Source organism: Streptomyces colonosanans, assembly GCF_001866645.1.
Classification (GTDB): Bacteria; Actinomycetota; Actinomycetes; order Streptomycetales; family Streptomycetaceae; genus Streptomyces; species Streptomyces colonosanans.
Genome location: NZ_MLYP01000003.1, coordinates 1 through 17,835, shown reverse-complemented (window position 1 = coordinate 17,835; position 17,835 = coordinate 1). Strand labels below are relative to the sequence as shown.

The 17,835-nt window shown below is 72.6% G+C and carries 15 protein-coding genes and 2 pseudogenes; 7 read left to right on the top strand and 10 right to left on the bottom strand.

Going from position 1 to position 17,835, the window contains the following annotated elements:
• Window positions 1-68 precede the first annotated feature (68 nt).
• A complete protein-coding gene (locus BIV24_RS00990) occupies window positions 69-953 on the bottom strand; it encodes an RNA polymerase sigma-70 factor (RefSeq protein WP_071364170.1) in 885 nt (294 codons plus the stop codon).
• Window positions 954-1,284: 331 nt separating this feature from the next.
• Between BIV24_RS00990 and BIV24_RS00985 the strand changes: the two genes are divergently transcribed.
• A complete protein-coding gene (locus BIV24_RS00985; RefSeq protein WP_071364169.1) occupies window positions 1,285-2,115 on the top strand; it encodes an alpha/beta fold hydrolase in 831 nt (276 codons plus the stop codon).
• Between the two features lie 492 nt (window positions 2,116-2,607).
• Here BIV24_RS00985 and BIV24_RS36645 read toward each other — a convergent pair.
• Window positions 2,608-3,012, bottom strand: a pseudogene (locus tag BIV24_RS36645) (EamA family transporter); the annotation flags it as partial.
• Between the two features lie 47 nt (window positions 3,013-3,059).
• Between BIV24_RS36645 and pdxR the strand changes: the two are divergent.
• Both pdxR and BIV24_RS00970 read left to right on the top strand, forming a co-directional pair.
• Window positions 3,060-4,550, top strand: a complete 1,491-nt coding sequence (pdxR, locus tag BIV24_RS00975; RefSeq protein ID WP_071364167.1) for a MocR-like pyridoxine biosynthesis transcription factor PdxR — start codon at window positions 3,060-3,062, stop codon at window positions 4,548-4,550.
• Window positions 4,551-4,744: 194 nt separating this feature from the next.
• Complete coding sequence (locus tag BIV24_RS00970; protein WP_071364166.1) at window positions 4,745-5,212, top strand: hypothetical protein; 468 nt, start codon at window positions 4,745-4,747, stop codon at window positions 5,210-5,212.
• On the opposite strand, the gene BIV24_RS00965 is transcribed toward BIV24_RS00970, so the two are convergent.
• Together BIV24_RS00965 and BIV24_RS00960 are read right to left on the bottom strand one after the other, a co-directional pair.
• Window positions 5,189-5,824, bottom strand: coding sequence for a LysE family translocator (locus BIV24_RS00965; RefSeq protein ID WP_071364165.1), 636 nt, complete (start codon window positions 5,822-5,824; stop codon window positions 5,189-5,191). The two genes, BIV24_RS00970 and BIV24_RS00965, sit on opposite strands and share 24 nt — an antisense overlap.
• A 147-nt stretch (window positions 5,825-5,971) precedes the next feature.
• Window positions 5,972-7,195 carry a trans-sulfuration enzyme family protein gene (locus BIV24_RS00960; protein WP_071364213.1) on the bottom strand — a complete coding sequence of 408 codons (1,224 nt, stop codon included), beginning with the start codon at window positions 7,193-7,195 and terminating at the stop codon, window positions 5,972-5,974.
• 60 nt (window positions 7,196-7,255) lie between these two features.
• On the opposite strand from BIV24_RS00960, the gene BIV24_RS00955 reads away from it, so the two are divergent.
• From BIV24_RS00955 to BIV24_RS31105, 3 genes and pseudogenes are all read left to right on the top strand, one after another.
• Window positions 7,256-7,759, top strand: coding sequence for an Lrp/AsnC family transcriptional regulator (locus tag BIV24_RS00955; protein WP_071364164.1), 504 nt, complete (start codon window positions 7,256-7,258; stop codon window positions 7,757-7,759).
• Between the two features lie 55 nt (window positions 7,760-7,814).
• Window positions 7,815-9,509 (top strand): DUF885 domain-containing protein, encoded by a 1,695-nt coding sequence (locus tag BIV24_RS00950; protein ID WP_071364163.1) that lies wholly within the window; start codon window positions 7,815-7,817, stop codon window positions 9,507-9,509.
• A gap of 176 nt (window positions 9,510-9,685) precedes the next feature.
• Window positions 9,686-9,832 (top strand): annotated as a pseudogene (locus BIV24_RS31105) (Lrp/AsnC ligand binding domain-containing protein); the annotation flags it as partial.
• Between the two features lie 6 nt (window positions 9,833-9,838).
• Here the strand turns inward: BIV24_RS31105 and BIV24_RS00945 are convergent.
• From BIV24_RS00945 to BIV24_RS00920, 6 genes are all read right to left on the bottom strand, one after another.
• The gene (locus BIV24_RS00945; protein WP_071364162.1) at window positions 9,839-12,832 is read right to left on the bottom strand and encodes an AAA family ATPase; all 2,994 of its coding nucleotides are present in this window, start codon (window positions 12,830-12,832) and stop codon (window positions 9,839-9,841) included.
• Complete coding sequence (locus BIV24_RS00940) at window positions 12,829-13,980, bottom strand: exonuclease SbcCD subunit D (protein ID WP_071364161.1); 1,152 nt, start codon at window positions 13,978-13,980, stop codon at window positions 12,829-12,831. The genes BIV24_RS00945 and BIV24_RS00940 overlap by 4 nt, the downstream gene beginning before the upstream one ends.
• Window positions 13,981-14,182: 202 nt before the next feature.
• Window positions 14,183-14,809, bottom strand: coding sequence for a YigZ family protein (locus tag BIV24_RS00935; RefSeq protein ID WP_071364212.1), 627 nt, complete (start codon window positions 14,807-14,809; stop codon window positions 14,183-14,185).
• A 92-nt stretch (window positions 14,810-14,901) separates the two neighbouring features.
• Entirely contained in the window at window positions 14,902-15,444 is a 543-nt protein-coding gene (locus BIV24_RS00930; protein ID WP_071364160.1) for a SixA phosphatase family protein, read from the bottom strand.
• On the bottom strand, window positions 15,441-16,121 hold the full coding sequence (locus BIV24_RS00925) for a hypothetical protein (RefSeq protein WP_071364159.1): 681 nt from the start codon (window positions 16,119-16,121) through the stop codon (window positions 15,441-15,443). The genes BIV24_RS00930 and BIV24_RS00925 overlap by 4 nt, the downstream gene beginning before the upstream one ends.
• A 229-nt stretch (window positions 16,122-16,350) precedes the next feature.
• Window positions 16,351-17,301, bottom strand: coding sequence for a hypothetical protein (locus BIV24_RS00920; RefSeq protein WP_071364158.1), 951 nt, complete (start codon window positions 17,299-17,301; stop codon window positions 16,351-16,353).
• A 169-nt stretch (window positions 17,302-17,470) separates the two neighbouring features.
• On the opposite strand from BIV24_RS00920, the gene BIV24_RS00915 reads away from it, so the two are divergent.
• Complete coding sequence (locus tag BIV24_RS00915; RefSeq protein WP_071364157.1) at window positions 17,471-17,749, top strand: heavy-metal-associated domain-containing protein; 279 nt, start codon at window positions 17,471-17,473, stop codon at window positions 17,747-17,749.
• Window positions 17,750-17,835: the final 86 nt, after the last annotated feature.

Below are 17,835 nucleotides of genomic sequence, written 5' to 3'. Positions count from 1 at the left end.
TGGCATGACGGCGAGGTCTGCGTTCATGCACGTGCGTGAACGCAGACCTCGCCGTCATGTGTGGGCGGCTACTCCCCCAGCAGGAACGTCAGCTTCTCCGGGTTGCGGATGACGTAGACGCACTGCACGCGCCCGTCGGCGACGTCCAACTGGATGGCGCTGTCGGGCTTGCCGCCGGACAGAAGCAGCAGGGCGGGGCCGCCATTGATCTCCAGGAAGCGGAGAGTCGGGTCCAGAAGATCCCGGCCGGCCACGGCGAGGACGAACCGGCCGACCTTGTCAGCGGTCTCCAGGACCCGCAGGGGCGCCCTGACGTGGCCACCGCTGTCGCCGACCAGCCGGACGTCCGGGGCCAGCAGTTGCATCAGCCCGTCGAGGTCGCCCTCGACGGACGCGGCGAGGAACCGTTCGGTCAGATTGCGGCGTTGGGCCGGGTCGACCTCGTAGCGCGGCCGCCGTTCGTCGACGTGCCTGCGGGCCCGTCCAGCGAGCTGGCGTACCGCGGCCTCGCTGCGGTCCAAGGTGGCGGCGATCTCCGCAAACGGGTACCCGAAGGCCTCTCTGAGCACGAACACCGCCCGTTCCAGGGGGGAGAGGGACTCCAGGATGACGAGAACGGCGAGCGAGACGGAGTCGGCGAGCATGGTCTGTTCGGCCGCGTCCGGGACGGTGTCCCCGAAGTCGGTGAGGTACGGCTCGGGCAGCCAGGGACCCACGTACGCCTCGTTGCGTGCCTGCACCTGACGCAACCGGTCGACGGCCAGCCGGGTGGTGACGCGCACGAGGTAGGCGCGCGGTTCACGCACGGTGTCGCGGTCGGCGCGGGACCAGCGCAGCCAGGCCTCCTGCACCACGTCCTCAGCGTCGGCGATCCGGCCGAGCATGCGGTAGGCGACGCCCATCAGGACGGAACGCTGTTCTTCGAAGACCTCGGAGGCGGTGTCGGTGGTCACCGTTCCATCCCATCCGACGCGCTCCCCGCATGTCCAGACGGAACCACTGTCAGGCCGAGCACAATGGCCGCGGGTGGCCGGTGTCGCCGGCTGCGGAGGTGACGGTGCGGTACGCGGTTCTGGACACGGGCGTTGCGGACCGCCCCATTCGGCGGCGGGCAGTCCGGGTCAACGACCAGGGATGCCGGGTCCGTTGGTCCACCACACACGCGTTACCCCCGAGTGATGTACGCGCGCGTGGTTCACAGCGCCCAAGGGCTACCTGCCGGTAGTAATTACTGACAAGCTGTCTACAACAGTTCGCCGGCGTGCCCAGACGAGGAGCAGCGACATGGCCGCCAAGGTCTCTTTCACCGTCCCCTCTCCGCACGGCCCGCGGGCCGTGACCGTCTCCTACGCGCGCGTGGGCAACGGCGAACCGCTCCTCCTGCTGCACGGCATCGGCCATCACCGTCAGGCCTGGGACCCGGTCATGGACATCCTCGCGGCCGAGCGCGACGTCATCGCGGTCGACCTGCCCGGCTTCGGCGCCTCCCCGGGCCTGCCGAACGGGCTCGCCTACGACCTGTCGACCGTGGTGCCCGCGCTCGGTTCACTGTGCGAGGCGCTGCGGATCGATCGTCCGCATGTGGCGGGCAACTCCCTGGGCGGTCTGCTGGCCCTGGAGCTGGGGCGCGAGAAGCTCGTACGGACCGTCACCGCGCTTTCGCCGGCCGGGTTCTGGACCCCGGCCGAGCGACGGTACGCGTTCGCGGTCCTGGCCGCGATGCGGCGGGCCGCGCGGAGCATGCCGCTGCCGGTGGTGGAGCGGCTGTCGCACACGACGGCCGGGCGTACGGTGCTGACGAGCACGATCTACGCCCGCCCCGGGCGCCGTTCACCCGAGGCCGTCGTCGCCGAGACACTCGCGCTGGCCCATGCGGAGGGGTTCGCCGAGAGCCTGCGCGCGGGCGCGTCCGTCCGGTTCACCGAGGACGTCCCCGGGCTGCCGGTCACCGTCGCGTGGGGCACCAGGGACCGGATCCTGGTGCGCCGTCAGGGCGTCCGCGCCAAGCAGATGATCCCCAAGGCCCGGCTGGTCCGGCTGCCCGGCTGCGGGCACGTCCCGATGAATGACGACCCCGCGCTGGTCGCGCGGGTCATCCTGGACGGCAGCCGCTGAGCGCCCTGCGCCCGGCCTCCCGGCCGGGCGGCGCAACGCGCCCGAGCCCAGGGCCACTCCGGCACCGACCAGGGCGCTTCCCGCGGCCTGCGCGGCCCCGTAGGCACCGGTGCCGACGATCGGCGCGGTACAGGCGGCGGCGACCGGGATGAGACCGGAGAAGAGGGTGGCGCGCTCGGCGCCGATGCGTTGCATGCCCATGTACCAGCACACGAAGCCGACCACGGTGACGACCGCCGCCTGCCACAGCAGCGCGGCGGCCTCCGTGCGGTCCGGCGCGCGCAGCCAGTCCCCGCCGTCCACGACCAGCCCGGCCGCCGCCGACTCGACCGCCGCGATCCCGCAGACGGTGGCCGACAGCAGCCTCGGTCCCAGCGGACGCAGGACGGGCACGGCGAGCACCGCGAAGCCGACCTCACCGGCGAGCGCGCACAGGGAAAAGGCGATTCCGCCGCCGTCGGTGCGTCCCCACCCCTGGACCGTGAAGGCGCCGACGGCCACCAGCGACGCCCCGCACAGCACGCGCCGCCGCGGCCGCCGCCCCTCCAGCAACGGCACGACAACGGCGACCACCACCGGGGCGCACCCCACGAACACGCCCGGTACCGCCGGTTCGGCGGAGCGTTCGGCGGCGATCACCGAAAGGTTGAAGCCCACCATCCCGACCGCGGCGAGCAGGGTGAGGCGCGCCCACCCGGGTGCCCCGAGGCCGCGCAGCGGCGCCGCACCGCCCCGGCCGACCAGGGGCAGGAGCAGCAGGCAGGCCAGGCAGTAGCGCAGGAACTGTCCGCCCGCGTACGGGTAGTGGCCCAGGACGCTGTTGGCGGTGAAGGATCCTCCGACGAGGACGCAGGCGAGCGCGGCGAGCAGGGCTCCGCGGGCGGTGGTGGCGTTCATGCCCGTGACGCTAGGCAGGACGGCGGTCCGGTTTAAGGTCCACTTCCATGACGCCATCGGGGACCAGTTCGGGAACGGCACCGAAGGAGGCACGCTCCGCGCCGGACGGGTCCGCGCCCTGGGCCGCCGCCTGGGAGGTGCTGCTTCCAGCGGCCAGGGCACCGGCACGCGCGCGGGGGCGTACGTTGCAGGCGGCGCTGCGGGAGGCGGTCCGCTCCGGGCGGCTCGCCGCGGGCACCCGGCTGCCGTCGAGCCGTGAACTCGCCGCCGATCTCGGCGTGTCGCGAGGCCTGGTGACGGAGGCGTACGAGCAGCTGACCGCCGAGGGGTACCTGCGCTCCGGCCGGGGCGCGGGGACCTGGGTGAGCGGTGCCGTGCGGGCGGCGGACCCCCGCACCCGTGATCTCGCCCCGCGCTCCTCCCCCGGCGCCCGCGCCGACTTCCTGCCGGGCACACCGGATCTGTCGCTGTTCCCGCGTACCGCCTGGGCGGCGGCCCACCGCGCGGTGCTGACCGAACTCCCCCACCACGCGCTGGGTTATCCGGACCCGCGCGGACTGCCACGCCTGCGCACCGCGCTCGCGGGTCTGCTCGCGCGGCGCAGAGGTGTGGTCGCCGATCCCGAGCGCATCGTGGTCGTCTCCGGGGTGGCCCAGGCGATCACACTGCTGGGATTCGTGCTCCACGCGCGCGGGGTGCGCGACGTGGGCGTGGAGGACCCGGGAAGCCCCGAGCACGGCGCCCTGTACGCCTCCGCCGGCACCACCGCCGTAGCACTGCCCCTGGACGAGAACGGGCTGGCCATCAGGCCCCTGTACGCATCACGGGTCCAGGCCGTCGTCACCACTCCCGCCCACCAGTTCCCCTCCGGGATGGCGTACTCCGCGCGGCGGCGCACCGAACTGCTGCACTGGGCACGCTCGGTCGACGGGCTCGTCGTCGAGGACGACTACGACGGGGACTTCCGCTACGACCGTGCCCCGGTGGGCGCTCTGCAGGGGCTCGATCCCGAGCACGTCGTGTACACGGGGTCGGTCAGCAAGTCGCTCGCCCCGGGGCTGCGACTCGGCTGGCTGCTCGTCCCCGAGGCGATCGCCGAGGAGGTCGTTCAGCGGAAGCGGACCATGGACCTCGGGCACCCGGTCGTCGACCAGGCGCTGCTGGCCCGGTTCGTGGAGCGCGGCGACTACGACCGGCATCTGCGTCGCTGTCAGCGTGCGTACAAGGAGCGCCGTGACGCCCTGGTGGCCGCTCTGGAGGAGCACTTTCCCGGGACCCAGGTGTCCGGGATCGCGGCCGGTCTGCATGTCATCGCCCGGCTGCCCGACCGGTACGGGCCACAGGACCGCTTCCTGGAACGGACGGTGGGCCACGTGGCGGTGCGTCCCCTGGCGGCGTACGGGACGGTGGCCGACGACGCGGTGCGGCTGGTGCTCGGGTACGCGCATCTGTCACCCTCCCGGATCCGGGAGGGCGTAGCGGCGATGGCGGCCGCCATGCGCGCGCGACGAGGCGGGCCGGGCAGCACGGTGCCGTAACTTCCCTGTAAAGCAGCAGACTTGGTGACGACCTTGGCCGTTCCGGTTCCGTCTTCGGCCGCCGGCTCGCGTACTCTCGATCACGACGCCGCGCACCGGAGTCATCCCCCGGGGCGCGGCGCTCCCGTGGGCCCGGCACCACGTCCGTAGGGCATTGTGGGCTCCGCCCCGGGGGCGGGCGATACGGTGGCGCCATGCCGGAAGCACTGCCCGCGGACATGGCCCTGGTGCTGAATGCCGTCCTTGGCAAGGACGGCCCGGTGCACCTCGCGCTTCGCGAGCAGAGCCCGTACCTGCGTGTGCGAGAACGCTGCACATGCGGATGCGGTACCGCCTACTTCGATCTCGACACGGGCGAGGTGGAGCCGGCGCCGTCCGGACCGGGAACCGTCGTGGCGGCTGACGCCCGGATCCATACGAAGGCCGGAGACTGCGCCGGCGAGGTCCTGGTCTTCGCAGAGGGCGGCTGTCTGTCGCGGCTTGAGGTCTGCTCCTGGAGCGACGACACCGAGGTGACGCTGACCAGCGCCCAGCGGTCACTTCGTCCGTTACACCACGGCCATCTCGGGCTCGCCCCTGTGCCTGACATCAGAGGTACGACGTCAAGTCAACGCATTTCGCGGCCACTTGATCAGGCGTCAGTCACTGACGGCCAGTCGTAGGGCGAAGGCGCCGATGACCGTGCCCGTCACGCGGTCGAGAATCCGGCGGGCGCGGGGCTTGCGCAGCCAGGTACCCAGGGCGCTGGCCGAGGCGATGAGGACGGTGGACCATATCAAGCCCAGCATGAGGTGGACGCCGGTCAGGAGCAGGCCCATGGAGAAGTGGGGTGCGTCGGCGGGGATGAACTGGGGCAGGACGGCGACGTAGAAGACGCCCATCTTGGGGTTGAGGAGGTTGCTCAGGGTTCCCTGCCGCCAGCCGCCGGCCAGGGTGTCGGTTCCGGCGGTGACCTGGACCTCCTCGTGGGCCCCGTCCTGACCGCGGAAGGTGTCGCGGATCATGCGGGCCGCCATCCACAGCAGGTATGCCGCACCCGCCCAGCGCAGGATCTCGTACGCAAGGTGGGACGCGGTGAGCAGAGCGGTCACACCGAGGGAGGTCAGGGCGCCCCAGAGGACGGTGCCGGTCTGGATGCCCAGGACAACTCCCCAGGCGCGGGTGCGGCGGCCGAGAGCAGCGGTGCGCAGGATGAGGGCTGTGTCGAGGCCGGGGGTGAGCGTGAGGAGCCCTACGACGAGAGCGAAGGACCACAGTGCGGTACTCATTGCCATGGAAGGCCACCGTAACGCACGACGTAGCAGGTCGGAGCAGGGAAGCGGGCAACCCCGACCGAGCACCGACCCTGGCGCGGTGCGCCGGGGCCGCTCGGCGTGCGAGAGCCGGACGATCGGCCACTGGCAGCGCCCGGTTCCCCGGCGCTACCGCCCGGCGACCTCCTCCTCCCGCCGGTTCTCGACCCGCTCGGCCCCCAACGCCCCCTCCAGATCGGCCCAGAGGTCCTCGACGTCCTCCAGACCCACCGACAGCCTCAGCAACCGGTCGCTCACCCCGGCGCCCCGGCGGTCGTCCGCGTCGACGATGCGGTGGCTGATGGACGCCGGGTGCTGGATGAGGGTGTCCACGCTGCCGAGGCTCACCGCGGGAGTGATCAGACGGACTCCGCCGATCACCGCGTGGGGGTCGCCGTGCACCTCGAAGGCGATCATCGCGCCCCCGATCCGCGGGTAGTGGACGCGGGCGACGCGCGGGTCGGCGGCGAGGCGGCGGGCGAGTTCGGCGGCCGTGGAGGACGCGGCCCGGACCCGTACCGGCAGCGTCGACAGACCGCGCAGCAGCAGATACCCGGCCAGCGGATGGAGCAGCCCGCCCGTCGCGAAGCGCACCTGGCGCAACTGGCGCGCCAGTTCCTCGTCGCAGGCCACCACCCCGCCCATCACGTCGCCGTGCCCGCCGAGGTACTTCGTGGCGCTGTGCAGCACCAGTCGCGCCCCCTGCTCGGCGGGCCGTTGCAGCACCGGGGTCGCGAAGGTGTTGTCCGCCAGCAGCGGCACCGAACCGCAGGCGTGGGCGACCGCGCGCAGGTCGAGTTCCGCGAGCGTCGGGTTGGCCGGGGACTCGACCATGACGAGACCGGTGTCGGGGCGCAGCGCATCCGCGATGCCCGCGGGGTCGGTCCAGGTCACCTCGGACCCCAGCAGCCCGGCGGTCAGCAGATGGTCGCTGCACCCGTACAGCGGCCGCACGGCCACGACATGGCGCAGTCCCAGCGCGTTCCGTACCAGCAGGACGGCGCTGAGCGCGGCCATGCCGCTCGCGAACGCGACGGCGCTCTCGGTGCCTTCGAGCCGGGCCAGCGCCGTCTCGAAGCGGGCGACGGTCGGGTTGCCGATCCGGCCGTAGACGGGCGGGCCGGTCATCTCCGCACCGTCGGCAGCGAAGGCGTCGATACGGGCGGCCTCGGCACGGCTGTCGCGGCAGGGGTAGGTCGTGGAGAGGTCGAGGGGCGGGGCGTGCAGCCCGAGTTCGGCGAGGTCCTCGCGTCCGGCGTGCACGGCCTCGGTGGCGAGCGCCCGGCGCGCCGGGAGGTCCCCGGTGGCGTGTCCGTTCTGCGCTGCGTACGCGTCATGAGTACGGGAGTCCATGGACCGCAGCCTGAACACCGGCCGGGGTCACGGCGCCGAACACCGTGTTACGTTCGACACATGGCCGAAACCGTCGTACTGGACCCGGTGGATCTCCATCTGCTGCGGCTGTTGCAGAACGACGCCCGGACGACCTACCGCGAGCTCGCGGCACAGGTCGGGGTCGCACCCTCGACCTGTCTGGACCGGGTGACCAGGCTGCGCCGCTCGGGAGTGATTCTCGGCCATCAGCTGAGGCTCGACCCGGCGAAGCTGGGGCGCGGTCTGGAGGCGCTGCTGTCGGTGCAGGTCAGGCCGCACCGGCGGGAGTTGGTGGGGCCGTTCGTTGAGCGGATCCGGGCGCTGCCCGAGTCCCGTACCGTCTTCCACCTCACGGGACCGGACGACTATCTCGTCCATGTGGCGGTGGCGGACATGACAGATCTGCAGCGGCTGGTCCTCGACGAATTCACGGCGCGGCGCGAAGTGGCGCGGGTGGAGACGCGGCTGATCTTCCAGCAGTGGGACTGCGGTCCGCTGCTGCCGCCCGGACAGGCCGTGCCGGCACGCGCCGCCCAGGGGTAAACCGGGCACGGAATCTCCGTGACGCGGACCATGTCCCCGTATGAGGATTGTCCGCATGTCAGAAACCACCAAGAGCCCCCTGCCCCGGGAAGTCGCCGACGCGTACGTCGACGCCCTCGTCGCCCTCGATCCGGTCACCGGTACCTACCTCGGTGCGAAGGAGAGTTCACGCAAGCTGCCCGACACATCGCCCGCGGGCCAGGAGGCGCTCGCCGAGCTGGCGCGGGCGACCCTGGCGCGGCTGGACGAGGCGGAGCGCCGACCCGGCGCGGACAGTGACATCGAGCGCCGGTGCGCACGTCTGCTGCGCGAGCGGCTCACCGCCGAACTCGCCGTGCACGAGGCCGACGAGGGCCTGAGGACGGTGAGCAATCTGCACTCCCCCGTGCACTCCGTGCGTGAGGTCTTCACGGTGACCCCCACCGAGACGGAGGAGGACTGGGCGGCGGTCGCCGAGCGGCTGCGCGCCGTGCCGGCCGCGCTGCGCGGCTACCGCGAGTCCCTCGCCGTCGGTCTGGAGCGCAAGCTGTACGGCGGGCCGCGCGCGACCGCGACCTTCATCGGGCAGCTGACCGACTGGTCGGACACGGACGGCCAGGGCCGCGGCTGGTTCGAGGACTTCGTCTCCCAGGGCCCCGGCGCACTGCGGGCGGAGCTGGGCGAGGCCGCCCGTGCGGCGACCGCGGCCGTCGTCGAGCTGCGGGACTGGATGCGCGATGTGTACGCGCCGACGATCGAGGCTGCGCCGGACACGGCCGGCCGGGAGCGCTACGCCCGCTGGGTGCGCTACTTCAACGGGACGGACCTGGACCTCGACGAGGCGTACGCGTACGGCTGGTCCGAGTATCACCGCCTCCTCGGCGAGATGAAGGCGGAGGCCGAGAAGGTCCTTCCCGGCGCCGAGACCCCGTGGGTGGCGCTCGCGCACCTCGACGAGCACGGCACGCACATCGAGGGAGTCGAAGAGGTCCGCGTCTGGCTGCAGGGCCTGATGGACGAGGCGATGGACGCCCTGGACGGCACCCACTTCGAACTCGCCGAGCGGGTGCGCAGGGTGGAGTCGCGTATCGCGCCGCCCGGCGGCGCCGCGGCCCCCTACTACACGCAGCCGTCCGCGGACTTCTCCCGTCCGGGCCGGACCTGGCTGCCGACCATGGGACAGACCCGGTTCCCGGTGTACGACCTGGTCTCGACCTGGTACCACGAGGGCGTCCCCGGCCACCACCTCCAACTCGCCCAGTGGACGCACGTGGCGGAGAACCTCTCGCGCTACCAGGCGACGGTGGGCATGGTCAGCGCCAACGCCGAGGGGTGGGCGCTGTACGCGGAACGCCTGATGGACGAACTGGGCTTCCTCACGGACCCGGAGCGGCGGCTCGGCTACCTGGACGCGCAGATGATGCGGGCGGTGCGCGTCATCATCGACATCGGCATGCACCTGGAGCTGGAGATCCCGGCGGGCTCGCCGTTCCACCCGGGCGAGCGCTGGACGCCGGAGCTGGCGCAGGAGTTCTTCGGCGCGCACAGCAGCCGTCCGGCGGACTTCGTGGAGAGCGAGCTGATCCGCTATCTCTCGATGCCCGGCCAGGCGATCGGTTACACGCTCGGCCAACGCGCCTGGTTGCAGGGCCGCGAGAACGCGCGGAAGCGCCACGGCGACGCGTTCGACGCGAAGGCCTGGCACATGGCGGCGCTCTCGCAGGGCTCGCTCGGTCTGGACGACCTGGTGGACGAACTGTCCGCGCTCTGACCGCGCCGCAGCGGCCGGGCCCCCATCACGCGGTGGGCCCGGCCGCCGGCGTCAGAAGCCACCCTCCGTGTCGATGACCTGCCCGTTGATCCGGGCCGCCGCACCTGTACGAGCCCCGTCCACGCCTCCGGCCCGGGTTCCACGTACGCCGCCCGTATGCCTTCCGCCGCCTCAGCAGCGGTGACGACTGCTTCGTCATCAAGGTCGCGGCGCGTTCGATGCGGCATCTGGAGGAGGTGTCGGGCAGGATCGGCACGCTGGGCTCGGTGACGACGAACGTGGTGTACTCCTCACCTCTCCCCCGCCGCCCCCTCGGCCGCTGAGCCGCCTCAGCCGACTCCCCGCTGCCGGACGGCCGAACCCGTCCGGCTCTTGACGACCTCGAGCTGGGCGTGGATGCGCCGCCGCAGGTCCGCGACATGGCTGACGATACCCACACTGCGGTCCCGCTCCCGCAGGGAGTCGAGCACGTCGAGGACCTCGTCGAGGGTCTGGTCGTCGAGGCTGCCGAACCCCTCGTCGATGAAGAGGGTGTCCAGGCGGACCCCGCCGGCCTCCTCGGTGACGACGTCCGCGAGGCCGAGGGCGAGGGCGAGGGAGGCGAAGAACGTCTCGCCGCCGGAGAGGGTCGCCGTGTCGCGCTCCCGCCCGGTCCAGGCGTCGACGACATGAAGTCCGAGACCGCTGCGGCCGCGTCCGGAGCGGCCGTCGGAGTGGACGAGGGTGTAGCGGCCCGAGGACATGCGTTGCAGCCGTACGGTCGCGGCGGCGGCCACCTGTTCCAGGCGGGCGGCGAGCACGTACGACTCCAGGCGCATCTTGCGTTCGTTGTCGGCGGAGGTGCCGGCCGCCAGGGACGCCAGGCGTGCCACCCGGTCGTACTCCTCGCGCAGCGGTGCGAGACGGTGTGCGGACGCAGTGGCACGCACGGAGAGCCGGTCGAGTTCGGTACAGCGGCGGGCCGCCGCGTCCTGGGCGGAGACCGCCTCCTGGAGCCGCCGGGCCGCGGCCTCGGTGGCCCGTTCGGCGCCCTGGAGGTCGGCGGGCGGCCGCTGGGCGGCGACGGCCGTGTCGGCCTCGGCAAGGACCGCGCGCACGGCGGCCTCCTCCTGCTGCCAGGCGTCCAGCCTGCGTTGCAGCTCGCGGTGGGCCGAGGCGTCGAGGAGGGCGGCGGCCGCGGCCTGCGGGGTGTCGAACCCGGCGCGGAAGGCCGCGTCGGCCAGGCGCGCGTCGGCGGCCTTGAGCCGCTGCGCGGCATCCTCGGCGGTGCGGGCGGTGTCGGCAGCCTCGGTCAGCAGGGCGGCCCGCTCCTCCAGGTGGGCGAAGCGCTCGGCGACGCTGCCGGCGCCACCCCGGGCGCGGCTCAATTCCTCTTCCAGCGTGGCGCGTTCCCCATCCAGCGTGTCCCGTCGTGAGACGCGGGCCGCCGCCCGGAGTGCGGCTTGCTGCTGGGCCGCGGTACGCCGTTCCCGCTCGTCCTCGGCCCGCCTCAGCTCCTCCTGCGCGGCATGCAGCCGTGCGGCGCCCTCCCGTGCGGCGCCGTACAGCCTCTCCAACTCCTCGGCCTGCTCGGCCAGTCGGGCGGTCGGGGCGTCACCGGCCTCGGCGGTGGCGGCGGCCAGCGTTTCGCGCAGGGCAGCGAGCCGCCGTTCGTCCTCGGCGCGCTCCTCATCGGCGTCCCGGTAGGCGGCGAGGGCTCGCTCCTCGGTCTCCCGGTCGACGTGTCCGGCGACCTTCCGCGCGGGCGCGGGGTGGTCGGTGGCACCGCAGACGGCGCAGGGTTCACCGTCGACGAGCCCGGCGGCGAGTTCCGCCGCGATCCCCCTGAGGCGCTGCTCCTTGAGGTCGAGCCAGTGTTCGTGGGCCTTCAGCGCGGTTTCACGGGAGGCGAGTACGCGGGCCCGGGCCGTTTCGGTTTCCTCGGTGAGCCGGTCGCGCTGACGGGCCGCCGCCAGCCGCGTCCGCGCGGGTTCCCGCTGCACCGCGAGCTGCTCGGCCCGGGTGGCGGCCTGCTGGGCGAAGTCGATCCGCTCCTGCAGGGCGGCACGGGTCTCCTCCCATGCGGCGAGCCAGCCTTCCGCATCGTCGAGAACAACCTCGTCGGCACGCTCCTCGCGGTCCAAGTCGACCCGCTCGGCGACGAGTTCGGCGAGGCGTCGCTCGGCGCGACGCGCGGACTCCAGGCCGCCGAGTTCCTCGGTGGCGCGGCGCGCGGCGGCGGCGAGCCCGGCCGCTCCTGCGTCCGCGTAGCTCTGTGGGAGCCGGGCACGCGCGCGTGCCTCCTCCTCGTCGGCGCGCCGGTGCTCGGTCTCGGCGATCTCGCGCAGGTCGAGGGCGGGCGCCACGGCCTCGGCCTTGCGGGAGCGCTCCATGCGCGCCAGCGCCTCCTGGTAGGCCTCGGCCCGCTCCTCGAGCAGCGCGGCCCGCTGCCGGGCCTCGGCGAACCGGCGTTGCAGCCGCGCCGTTTCGCGTACGTCACCGAGGGCCCGCTCGGCGGCTGCCCGCGCGGTCTCCGCGGCCGTAAGCCCGCAGTGCACGATGGTCAGCCGTTCGCGGGCAGTGCTGCGGGCCACCGCGGCCCAGGTCAGGACGGAGTCGGCGAGCCCGGGGTCGCCCGGGGCGAGGTCCGGCAGCGACGCGGAGTCCCCCGCCGCCTGCTGCATCCGGTGGGCGTCGGCGAGCAACGCGGCGTCCCCGTCGCGTACTTCGGTCTCCGCCGCCCTACGCCGCTCGGCGAGGCGCTTCTCGACCTCGGCGAAGCGGTGGGTGTCGAAGAGGCGGCCCAGCAGCTTGCCGCGGGCCTCGGCGTCCGCGCGCAGGAAGCGGGCGAAGTCGCCTTGGGGCAGCAGCACGACCTGGCAGAACTGCTCGCGGCTCATGCCGAGCAGTTGGGTGATCTCCTCGCCGATCTCCTGGTGGGAGCGGCTGAGGTCCTTCCAGGCGGCGGCCGCGGCGTCGTACTCACGCAGCCACGTCTGTGCCTTGTCCGTCGTCGTGCCTGTACCGCGCTTCTTCGGGCGCTCCCACGGCGGCTGCCGGGTGATCTCCAACCGGCGTTCTGCGACGGTGAGTTCGAGCCGGATCTCGGTGCGCGTGAGCGGCGCGGCGTGGTCGCTGCGCAGGGTCTGCCCCTGGCCGCTCTGCCGGGCGCCGGGCACGGCCCCGTACAGCGCGTAGCAAACGGCGTCCAGGACGGAAGTCTTGCCGGCGCCGGTCGGTCCGTGCAGCAGGAACAGCCCGGCGGCGGAGAGTTCGTCGAAGTCGACCTTCTGGGTGCCGCCGAAGGGGCCGAAGGCGGTGATGTCGAGCCGGTGCAGCCTCACAGGACCCCCTCGTCGGCGCGCACCGCGTCGAACGCCTCCCGCAGCACGGCCCGTTCACGCTCGTCGGGGCCCGCTGCGCGCACGTGGGCCACGAAGTCCTCCGCGATCTGCTGGTCGGAGCGGCCCGCGAGCCGTCGCGCGTAGGACACGCCGGGGTCCTCGGGGGCGCGCTCGGGGTCGAAGACAAGGCTGAGTGTGTGCGGAAAACGCTCGGTCAGCCGGGCCATGGGCTCGGCGGGCCGCACCGGGTCGGTGAGCGTGGCCTCCACCCACGCCTGCGTGTGGCACTCCAGCCCGGGGCCTGCGAGCAGTTCCTCCAGACGCCCCCGGATCCTGGCGAGGGGGCGCGGCACGGGGCAGTCGACGCGCTCCGCCTCGACCGCGCCGTCGGCTCCCAGATCGATGAGCCACATGCTCTTGCGATGCCTGGCCTCGGAGAAGGAGTACGGCAGAGGAGAGCCCGAGTAGCGGACGCGGTCGGTGATGGTCTGGCTGCCGTGCAGATGGCCCAGCGCCACGTAGTCCACTCCGTCGAAGACACCGGCCGGAACCGCGGCCACGCCGCCGACCGTGATGTCCCGTTCGCTGTCGCTGGGTTCGCCTCCGGTGACGAAGGCATGGGCGAGGACGACGGATCGGGTACCGGCCGCGCGCGTGGCGAGATCGGCGCGGACACGTTCCATGGCGGCCGCGAGCACCGTCTCATGGCCCGCCCGCTCGACGCCGAACTCGTCCTTCACCAGGGCGGGTTCGAGATACGGCAGACCGTAGAAGGCCACGTCACCGTGGGTGTCACTCAGTACGACCGGTGTTCCGCAGGCCGCGGGCTCCGTACGCAGATGGATGCCGGCTCGGTCGATGAGTCCCGCGCCGACGCCCAGACGGCGCGCCGAGTCGTGGTTCCCGGAGATCATCACCGTGGGCACGCCCAGATCGGCGAGGCGGTGCAGGGCGGTGTCGAACAGCTCGACCGCGGCCAGCGGAGGCACCGCGCGGTCGTACACGTCTCCCGACACGATCACCGCGTCCACGTCGCGCTCGCGCACGGTCGTGACGAGATGGCCGATGAACTCGGCCTGGGCGCCGAGCATGTTCACCCGGTGGAACGCCCGGCCCAGGTGCCAGTCGGATGTGTGCAGCAATCTCAAGAAACCGCTCCGACCCGCACCTGTCCCCCTACCGCACACGCTCTGAATCCCGACACGAGCCGGCACAGGCTCACCGTCGGCACCTACCACGCTAACGCCTGCCGGCACCTGAACCACCACGGACCTCGGATCTGCCACCCACATCCGATGCCTGACCGTCGGAAATGTCCGTGACGCCCGGTTCACATCTTTCGTTCGTGTATCACGCGTCTCCGTACGCCTCTCCGCCCAGCCGGAACCCGGCCGTGCCGGCGGTGGCGTCGGCGAGCCATGCCTGGAAGGCCTCCACATCGGCGTCCGGCAGCCCGATCTCGATCGTGACGTCCTCCCCGTAGCGCACGTCCCGCACCTCGCGGCCGGTCGCCCGCAGACCGTTCTGCACCTTGCCCGCCCGCTGGTGGTCGACCGTGATCGTGGCGAGCCGGAAGCGGCGGCGGGTGATCGTGCCGAGCGCGTCCAGGGCCTCGCCCACCACTCCCCCGTACGCCCTGATGAGCCCGCCCGCGCCCAGCTTCACTCCGCCGTAGTAGCGGGTGACGACGGCGACGACGTAGCGCATGTCACGGCGCAGCAGCATCTGGAGCATGGGGACACCCGCGGTGCCGCCCGGTTCGCCGTCGTCACTCGCCTTCTGGATCGCGGCGTCGGCGCCGACGACGTAGGCGTAGCAGTTGTGCGTGGCGTCGGCGTGTTCCTTGCGGACGCCGGCGATGAAGTCCTGGGCCTCCTGTTCGGTGGCGGCCGGGGCGAGGGCGCACAGGAAACGGGAACGGTTGATCTCTGTCTCGTGCACGCCCGCGCGGGCGACTGTGCGGTACTCGTCCTGCATCACGCCAGCGTATGCGCTCGCCGCACCGACGCCGCAGGCCGACCCCGAGCGGATGGTCACACACGCGTCCGGCGCGGGACCGGCGGCACGCGCTAATTCTTCTTGCCCCTCGGCACGGTCACGCCCGTCAGCAGAGCCGTGCCGGGGGCGAGGGAGCCCCAGTCGCTGCCGTGCCAGGCGAGGACGGCGATCGCCGCAGTCGGGAACTTGGTGCGGACCCGGGCCAGCGCGTCGTCGAGCGCGTCCCCGGCGAGGGCGAGCACCAGATCCTCGAGCCCCGGATTGTGTCCGATCAGCAGCAGCGTCCCCACCTCCGCGGGCACCGCGTGCACCGCCTCGAGCAGGTCGGAGACGTCGGCGGCGTACAGCCGCGGCTCCAGTCGCAGCGGTGGCGGGGTGCCCCACTGGGCCGAGGCCAGCTCCCAGGTCTGCCGGGCGCGGACGGCGGTGGAGCACAGCGCGAGGTCGGGCAGGCAGTCGGCCTCGGCGAGCGCGCGGCCCGCAGCCGACGCGTCCCGGCGGCCACGCGGCGCGAGCGGCCGTTCGTGGTCGTCGACGCCGGCGGGCCAGGCGGACTTGGCGTGCCGCAGCACGACGAGTCTGCGCAGCGGGCCCGCCGCGGCCCGGCCGATCATGTCCAGGCTCCGATCTCCCGGGCCAGGTCGAGGCCCAGCAGCCGGTCCGCGTAGGCGTAGGTCTCGAACCGCGCCCCGTCGGGCACGTCCTCGGCGCTCTCGACGCGTCGCAGCACCTCCAGGACGGCCGGTACGTCGAGATCGTCCTCCCAGGCGGCACGAAGGTCGTTGCGTACCCGGTCGGGGATGGGCTTGGAGGGCCGGGTCGCCCAGGTGGCGACGGCCTTGCGCCAGCGCACCAGTGTGTCCTCCGCCTCGGTCAGGGCGGCCGGGCCGAGGTCGACGGGATCCCGGCGGGGGTGGGCGAGCAGGGCGAGGCGCACGGCCGACGAGGGGGCGGTGGTGTCGGCGGGTCCGGTCGCCGGGGCGACCTCGACGCACACACCCTCGGGGACGGCGCCCTGTACCCCCGTGACGTGCAGGTCCCGTCCGACGCCCGGCGCGTCCGGCTCGGCGCGTCGGATGCCGAGATCGTCGGCGCGTGCCCGGAGCGCGGCGGGTACGTCGGCGACGGTGACGACGGGCGTTCTCCCGAGTTCCAGGGCCCGGGCCAGCACGTCGGCCATCAGCAGCACCCTCAGGGCCGAGGTGTCGGCCCCGGCGACGTGCGCGTGGACGCGGGTCAGCCCGCGGATGTCGACGGTCTCGCCGCTGCGGGCGTCGGTGATACGGAGCACGAGGCGAGCGTAGGCGGGCGACGGCCCCGGCGCAGGGAGCCTGGACCCATTCCGGACAGACGCGCCCCGGCCGAGCACGCGCGCCTCCGTGGCCCGATCGGTCCTGCGCCAGGACGCGGCATGCCGGTGCGGGGCAGCGCCGTGTCGGCTGCCCCGCACCGTGTGAGTCACCGCTGACCAGGCATCTTCTTCATCTCGGCGATCTCCGGGACGTCCGGTGCGGCCCGGTTCAGTGCCCCTGGTGGTGTTCCCCCTCCGAGGACGAGGTTTGCTGCCGGCCGCCTTCCGCTCCGCTCGCGTGCACCGTGAAGGCCGCCGTGTGGACCTTGCCCTCGTGCTTGAAGACCAGGAAGAGGCGGTACATGCCGGTGCTCGGCGCCGTCGCCATGAAGGAGACCTCGGGTCCCGGCTTGGTCTCGCCGTCCCCGGGCTCGCCGTTCGGATAGACGTGCAGGTAAGCGAGGTCGCCCGCGCGCAGCGCGACCAGGTGCCCGTAGGCGCCGAGGTAGGGCTCGAGGTCCCGTACGGGCGTGCCGTTCCTGGTCACGGTCAGCTTCAGGTCGCCACCCGTACCGGCGGCAAGCGCTCCGCCGAGCTTCACCTCGTAGCCGTCCACCTGGGCGGTGGTGTTGTGCGTCGGCAGTGAGGCGGGCTGGTACGTCCCGGGCGCGGCGAGGTCGGCGCCGAGTGTGAGCCCTTCGCCACCCTTGGGCTTGAAGTCGGCGAAGACACGGTAGGCGCCGGCCTTGGGCAACTCCACCGGGGTGGACCAGGTGCCGTCGGCGGCCTGCGTCGGGTGCAGGTGGCGATAGACGGTCAGGTCGCGTGAGGCCACGATCAGGAGCAGTTCCTTGCCGTGCTCGCGTTCGAACCCGGTGGCCGCGCGGCCCGTCGCGTCCTGAACGATGGCGAAGCGCAGCTCGCCCGCCTTTCCGGGTTCGATGTGCGGGGTCTTCAGATCGAGTGTGTAGCCACCCTGGGAGACCTCGAGGCCTCCGGGTAGCGCCGCCTCGTGCTGCTCATGTCCGCCGGACTCATGGCCGTGGGCGTGGGCCCCTCCGTGAGCGCTGCCCTTCGCCTCGGGTGAGATCGGGCCGACCGCGTTGCCCACACCGTAGGTGGCTCCGAACGTCGCGGCCAGCGCGGCAGCGAAGACGGTGATCCGCAGTCCTGTGTTCATGGCTCACTCCTTCGTCCCATGCCGCCCTACCGGCGGCTTGCACACCCAACATACCCCCCAGGGGTATGAAGTCAACCTCTCGATCCACCTTGCTCAAGATATGGGCGGGGGGTATACATAGAGACCGACGGCATACCCCCCAGGGGTATCAAGAGACAAGGAAGATCCCATGGCTGACTGCTGCACCCCCGACGGAAGCTGCCACACCAAGGCGGAGACAAAGACCACCTACAAGGTCGACGGTGTGGGCAGCGCCCACTGCCAGGGCGTCGTCTCCAAGGCGGTGGGCGACCTTGACGCGATCAAGGCTGTCGAAGTCGAGATCGGCACCGGCTTGGTCACGGTGACCACCGCGGCCGAGCCCGACGAGGCGCTCGACGCCCTGATCGCGAAGACCGTCGACGAGGCCGGGTACGACTTCGCCGGCCGCGCCACCGTCACCGCCTGACCCGCGAACCGGGGCGGGGCCGCCTCACCTTCGTCCGGCCCCGCCCCCCACCGCACTGCGAGGAGCAGACATGACCACCACCACGC